Annotated in this window: 5 protein-coding genes and 1 pseudogene; 2 read left to right on the top strand and 4 right to left on the bottom strand. The window is 65.0% G+C overall.

From position 1 onward, the window contains the following. Positions 1-1,579: thiamine pyrophosphate-dependent enzyme (locus tag QZ332_RS12785; RefSeq protein WP_295766114.1), on the top strand; the 1,579-nt coding region annotated here is incomplete at its 5' end. A 133-nt stretch (positions 1,580-1,712) separates the two neighbouring features. Beyond that, a complete protein-coding gene (locus tag QZ332_RS12780; protein ID WP_295766112.1) occupies positions 1,713-2,750 on the top strand; it encodes a Gfo/Idh/MocA family protein in 1,038 nt (345 codons plus the stop codon). 177 nt (positions 2,751-2,927) lie between these two features. Here QZ332_RS12780 and QZ332_RS12775 read toward each other — a convergent pair whose 3' ends face one another. The 4 genes and pseudogenes from QZ332_RS12775 to QZ332_RS12760 form a co-directional block, all read right to left on the bottom strand. Beyond that, the gene (locus tag QZ332_RS12775; protein WP_295766110.1) at positions 2,928-3,845 is read right to left on the bottom strand and encodes a diguanylate cyclase; all 918 of its coding nucleotides are present in this window, start codon (positions 3,843-3,845) and stop codon (positions 2,928-2,930) included. A 276-nt stretch (positions 3,846-4,121) separates the two neighbouring features. After that, a complete protein-coding gene (locus QZ332_RS12770) occupies positions 4,122-4,772 on the bottom strand; it encodes an AAA family ATPase (RefSeq protein ID WP_295766107.1) in 651 nt (216 codons plus the stop codon). 176 nt (positions 4,773-4,948) lie between these two features. Further along, complete coding sequence (locus QZ332_RS12765) at positions 4,949-5,947, bottom strand: GGGtGRT protein (RefSeq protein WP_295766105.1); 999 nt, start codon at positions 5,945-5,947, stop codon at positions 4,949-4,951. Positions 5,948-5,966: 19 nt separating this feature from the next. Next, a pseudogene (locus QZ332_RS12760) lies at positions 5,967-6,202 on the bottom strand (hypothetical protein); the annotation flags it as partial.

Genomic DNA, 6,202 nt, shown 5'->3' with positions numbered 1-6,202 from the left:
GGACACCTTCGCCTCCCGCCAGCCGGACCCGGTGCTCCAGCAGCTGGAGCAGAGCTCCAGCCTGGCCGTCTCCACCAACGACGCGTTCAAGCCCGTGTGCAAGTACTGGGACCGCATCACCCGCCCCGAGCAGGTCATGACCGCTCTCATCAACGCCATGCGGGTCCTGACGGACCCCGCCGAGACCGGCGCGTGCTGCATCGCCCTGCCCCAGGACGTGGAGGGCGAGAGCTATGACTTCCCCGAGTACTTCTTCCAGAAGCGGGTCCACCGCATCACCCGGCCCGTGGCGGTCGAGGAGGAGCTGGAGGACATCGCCGAGATCGTCGCCGGGGCCAAGAAGCCCCTGGTCATCGTGGGCGGCGGCGTGCGCTATTCCGGCGCGGGCGAGGCCGTGGAGAGCTTCTGCGAGGAATTCGATATCCCCTTCGGCGAGACCCAGGCGGGCAAGAGCGCCTGCAAGTCCAGCCATCCCATGTGCCTGGGCGGCATCGGCGTGACGGGGACCTACGCCTCCAACCACATCGCCAAGGACGCGGACGTGGTCATCGCCATCGGCTCCCGCCTCAGCGACTTCACCACCAGCTCCAAGCGGCTCTATCAGAACGCGGACGTGAAGTTCGTCACCATCAACAACTGCCGGTTCCACGCCTATAAGATGGACGCCGTGAAGGCCGTGGGCGACGCGAAGGTCACCGTCCAGGCCCTGGCGGAGAAGCTCCGGGCCAAGGGGTACCGGTCCGCTTATACCGATGAGATTGCCGAGGCCAAGGCCGTCTGGGCCAAGGAGATGGAGCGCCTGGGATCCATCGAGTACACCGGCGACGATTTCGAGCCCATCATCAAGGCCCGCGATCCCCGGACGGTGCCCGAGTTCGTGAAGCTGACCGACGGCAAGATCACCCAGACCGGCGCCCTGGCGGCGATCCGGCGGGTCATCGACGAGGACGCCATCATCATCACCGCCGGCGGGTCCCTGCCCAGCTGCATGCAGCGGATGTGGACCACCGACAAGCGGGGCGGCTATCACGCGGAGTACGGCTATTCCTGCATGGGCTACGAGGTGGCCGCGACCCTGGGCGTGAAGTTCGCCGAGCCCGAGAGCGAGGTCTACTGCGTGGTGGGCGACTCCAGCTTCCAGATGCTCCACAGCGAGATCATGACCATCCAGCAGGAGAAGCAGAAGGTCAACATCCTGATCTTCGACAACTGCGGCTTCGGCTGCATCAACAACCTGGAGATGAACCACGGCATCGGGAGCCTTGCAACGGAGTTCCGCTACACCGACGGCAAGAAGCCCACCGGGGACCTGATCCCCGTGGACTACGCCAAGGTGGGCGAGGGCTACGGCCTGAAGACATACACCTGCCGGACCATCGCCGAGCTGGAGGCCGCCCTGGCCGACGCGAAAAAGCAGACGGTCGCCTGCCTCTTCGACCTGAAGGTCATCCCCAAGACCATGACCGACGGCTACGAGTCCTGGTGGAACGTCGGGCTCGCCGACGTGTCCCAGAAGGAGAGCGTCCGGGAAGCCTGGAAGGGCGTGAAGGCCGGCCGCGACGAGGCCCGGAAGTACTGAGCGGCGTCCTCCCACCCCCGCGGGGGAAGGCCCCCGCGGACTATGGAAGTCCCCCCACAGCATGGGAACGACAGGAAGCGGACCGCCGCTCCCGGCGGTCCGCCATGAATAATGAAAAGGAAGGTCGATCATCATGGATAAGGTTTTGAAGATCGGTATCATCGGCTGCGGCGCCATCGGCAAGGACCACTGCCGCCGCATCATCGACACGGTCCCCGGCGCCACCGTCGTGGCCGTCTCCGACTACGTGGCCGCCGCCGCGGACGAGACCGCCGCCAAGTACGGCATCAAGTCCTACGGCAATGACTGCGACGGCATGATCAAGGATCCCGAGGTGGAGGCCGTGGTCATCACCTCCATCGATCCCACCCACCACGACTACGTCATGAAGACCCTGGCGGAGGAGAAGTGGTGCTTCTGCGAGAAGCCCCTGAGCCAGAACGCCAAGGACTGCGAGGAGATCATCGAGCGGGAGCTGGAGATCGGCAAGCGGCTGGTCCAGGTGGGCTTCATGCGCCACTATGATCGGGGCTACGCCGAGATGAAGCGCATCATCGACTCCGGCGAGATCGGCGCCCCCCTGGTCATCAAGGCCTGCCACCGCAACGTGGCCCAGGGCCCGGGCTTCAAGACCGAGAACGGCGTCACCAACGTGGCCATCCACGAGCTGGACATCTGCCGCTGGCTGCTGGACGACGAGTACGAGGACGTGCAGTGCGTCAAGGTCCGCCAGTCCGCCAACTCCGACAAGGGCTATGACAACCCCCAGATCATGCTGATGCGGACCAAGAAGGGCTGCTTCATCGACGTGGAGGTCCAGGTGGCCGACGGCTACGGCTACGACATCCAGTGCGAGGTCGTCTGCGAGAACGGCACCGTGAAGCTCCCCGATCCCTATGCCGTGGTGCGCCGCTCCCGTCCCGCCGGCTGGGACAGCGTGGCTCCCGCCGAGTGCATGCCCATCATGACCGACTGGAAGGAGCGCTTCATCGAGGCGTATGACATCGAGTTCTGCAAGTGGGTGGAGTCCGTCCACGCCGGCAAGCTCACCGGCCCCTCCTCCTGGGACGGCTACGTGGCCTGCGTCGCCGGCGACGCGCTGAACGCCTCCCGCGGCACCTCCCAGTTCCTCAAGGTCGAGACCATGGAGAAGCCCGAGCTCTACAAGTGAGCGGGCCCGGAGCATAAAAAAAGAGGACCGGACATCCGGTCCTCTTTCCTTATAGAAACAGCGTCGGAGCTCCACCCTCGCGCCGCTGGCCCTATCATGCGATACGCCCTCCCCCGCCGGACCGCCCCGCGGCCCTGCCGCCGGATGCTGCGCCCCTGGGGGGAGGAGCGGGCGGCCTCATCGCTCCCGCCACTGCTCCATCTGCTCGTTGCTCCAGACCACCTGGTCGCGTCCGAAACGCTTGGCGTCGTAGAGCATGGCGTCCGCCATCTTCAAATAGTTGTCATAGGAGGCCCCCGCCTTGGGGACGGCGGTGATGCCGCCGATGCTGACCGTCACCCAGGGGGAGACCCCGGGATCGTGGGGGATGTGCAGGTCCTCCACCGCCTGGCGGATCCGCTTCATGTGCTCGAAGTCGTTCTTGGCGTCGTTCCCCAGGATCAGGGCCACGAACTCCTCCCCGCCGTACCGGGCGAAGAAGTCCGTGCTCCGCCGCAGGAGGGCGGAAGCGGTCTGGGCCACGGCCTTGATGACCTTGTCCCCGGCGGGGTGGCCGAAGGTGTCGTTGTAGACCTTGAATTTATCGATGTCGAACATGCAGATGGAGAGGGGGACGCCCAGCCGGAGGGCGTCCTGCCAGCGCTTGGCGCTGACCCGGTCATAACGCCGCCGGTTGGCCACGCCGGTGAGCTGGTCCATGGTGGCCTCCTGCTCGATCTTGGTGCGGTACTGGTAGAGCTTGATATGGGTGTTCACCCGGGCCCGGACGATGCCGGGATGGAAGGGCTTGGTGATGTAGTCCACGGCCCCCAGGGTCAGGCCCCGCTCCTCGTTCTGGATGTCGTTGAGGCTGGTGATGAGGATCACCGGCGTCTGGAAGGCGATCACCTCTTCCTGGAGGAGCTTCAAGAGCTGGAACCCGTCCATGCCGGGCATGATCACGTCCAGGAGGATCAGGGAATATCCCCCGGTCTTCGCCTGCTCCAGCCCCGCCTCGGCGGTGTTGACGACGGTGACGTCGTGGTCGGCATCCAGGATGGAACGCAGGAAATTCGCCTGGACAGGACTGTCGTCGATGATCAAGATCTTCTCCATAACCATACTCCTTCTATGGTGCCCAAGTCGTCCCAGATCCGTTTCGCCGCAGAGGAAGAGGCCAAACATCTTAACTAAGGCGTCATTATATCAGACTTTTCCCGATTAAGGAAGCACTAACTTGCAAATTTAGGAAAAATTTTTCCCCAAGGGCCGCCCTGCCGGGCAGGGGGCGCGCCGGAAGCGCAAACGATCGCATAGGAAAGATTTTTACCCACCCATAAAATGGAAGGGCGCGGGAAAGCCCGGCGGGCACCATAGCCCGCCGGGCGGCGTTCACTTCCGTGTAGGATCTTCCTCCGTGGGGCTGGGGATGGGGTGTTCCTTATGGGCCACGATGGCTTGGATGAGCTCCACCGTGCGGCCCAGGCCCAGATAGCTGCTGTTGAGGCAGAAGTCGTAGCTGTCCACCGCCCCCCACTTCTGGGAGGAGTAGTACTCGTAGTAAGAGGCCCGGCGCTTGTCGGTCTTGTTGATGAGGGTCCTGGCCTTGTCCGGGGAGATGCCCTGACGCTCCGAGACCCGGCGGATGCGGTCCTCGATGGGGGCGTGGATGAAGATGCTGAGGTGGTCGGGGTCCCCGGCCAGGGCGTAGTCCGCGCAGCGGCCGATGATCACGCAGGGGCCCTGCCCGGCGATGTGGCGGATGGTGTTGAAGGTGGCGAGGTAGACCTGCTGTTCCAGGGAGTCGCCCACGCCGGTGCCGGGGAGGGCGAACATGTACGAGTCCATGGCGATGGAATAGAGCAGGCTCTTGGGCCGTTCGTCGAAGTTCTCCAAGATCTTCTCGCACAGGCCGCTCTTCTTGGCGGCCTCCTGCAGGATCTCCTTATCGTAAAAGGGGATGCCCAGCTCCTTCGCGACGCGGATGCCGATCTCCTTGCCGCCGCTGCCAAACTGTCTCCCGATGGTGACGATCGTCTTCATAACAGGGCCTCCTTTCTAGATGGTCCTATTATACTACCTTTTCCTGGTAGCGTCAAATAAAAAACGCTCCCCGCGGCGTGGAGGCGGGACCGCCCGCCCGCGCTCCCCGGGCGGGGCGGCGGGCCGCGCGAAAGACCCCCGGAGCGCCGTGCTCCGGGGGATCGTCCGCTGGCGGCTTACGCCCGGCTCTCGGCGACGGCCACGGCCACGGCGACGGTGGCGCCCACCATGGGGTTGTTGCCCATGCCCAGGAAGCCCATCATCTCCACGTGGGCGGGGACGGAGCTGGACCCGGCGAACTGGGCGTCGGAGTGCATCCGGCCCATGGTGTCGGTCATGCCGTAGCTGGCGGGGCCGGCGGCCATGTTGTCCGGGTGCAGGGTGCGGCCGGTGCCGCCGCCGGAGGCCACGGAGAAGTACTTCTTCCCCTGCTCACAGCACTCCTTCTTGTAGGTGCCCGCCACGGGGTGCTGGAACCGGGTGGGGTTGGTGGAGTTGCCGGTGATGGACACGTCCACGCCCTCCAGGTGCATGATGGCCACGCCCTCCCGGACGTCGTCCGCGCCGTAGCAGCGGACGTTGGCCCGCTCGCCCTCGGAATAGCGGGTCTCCTTGACCACCGACACCTCGCCGGTGCCGTAGTCGAACTGGGTCTGGACGTAGGTGAAGCCGTTGATGCGGCTGATGATCTGGGCGGCGTCCTTGCCCAGGCCGTTCAGGATGACGCGCAGGGGCTCCTTGCGGGCCTTGTTGGCGTTGCGGACGATGCCGATGGCGCCCTCGGCCGCGGCGAAGGACTCGTGGCCCGCCAGGAAGGCGAAGCACTTGGTCTCGTCGCGCAGCAGCATGGCGCCCAGGTTGCCGTGGCCCAGGCCCACCTTGCGGTCCTCGGCCACGGAGCCGGGGATGCAGAAGGCCTGGAGACCCTCGCCGATGGCCTCGGCGGCCTCGGCGGCGGTGGCCACGTTCTTCTTCAGCGCGATGGCCGCGCCCACGCAGTAGGCCCAGCAGGCGTTCTCGAAGCAGATGGGCTGGATGCCCTTCACGATCTCATAGGGGTCGAAGCCGGCGGCCTGGCACAGCTCGCGGCACGCCTCGACGCTCTCGATCCCGTACTGGGACAGGACAGGATCGATCTTGCCGATCCGTCTCTCGTAGCTTTCAAACAGAGCCATTTCTCAATCCCTCCTTTTTTTACTCGTGACGGGGGTCGATATACTTGGCGGCCCCGTCGAACTGGCCGTAGCGGCCCTTGGCCTTGTCCAGGGCCTCGTTGGCGTCGGTGCCCTTCTTGATGGCGTCCATCATCTTGCCCAGGTTCACGAACTCATAGCCGACGATCTCGTCGTCCTTGTTCAGGGCGATGCGGGTGACATAGCCCTCGGCCATCTCCAGATAGCGGGGGCCCTTGGCCTTGGTGCCGAACATGG

Source organism: uncultured Oscillibacter sp. (genome assembly GCF_910584465.1).
Lineage (GTDB): Bacteria > Bacillota > Clostridia > Oscillospirales > Oscillospiraceae > Oscillibacter.
Note: the sequence above shows the minus strand (reverse complement) of the source record. Positions and strands in the feature narration are given on the sequence as shown.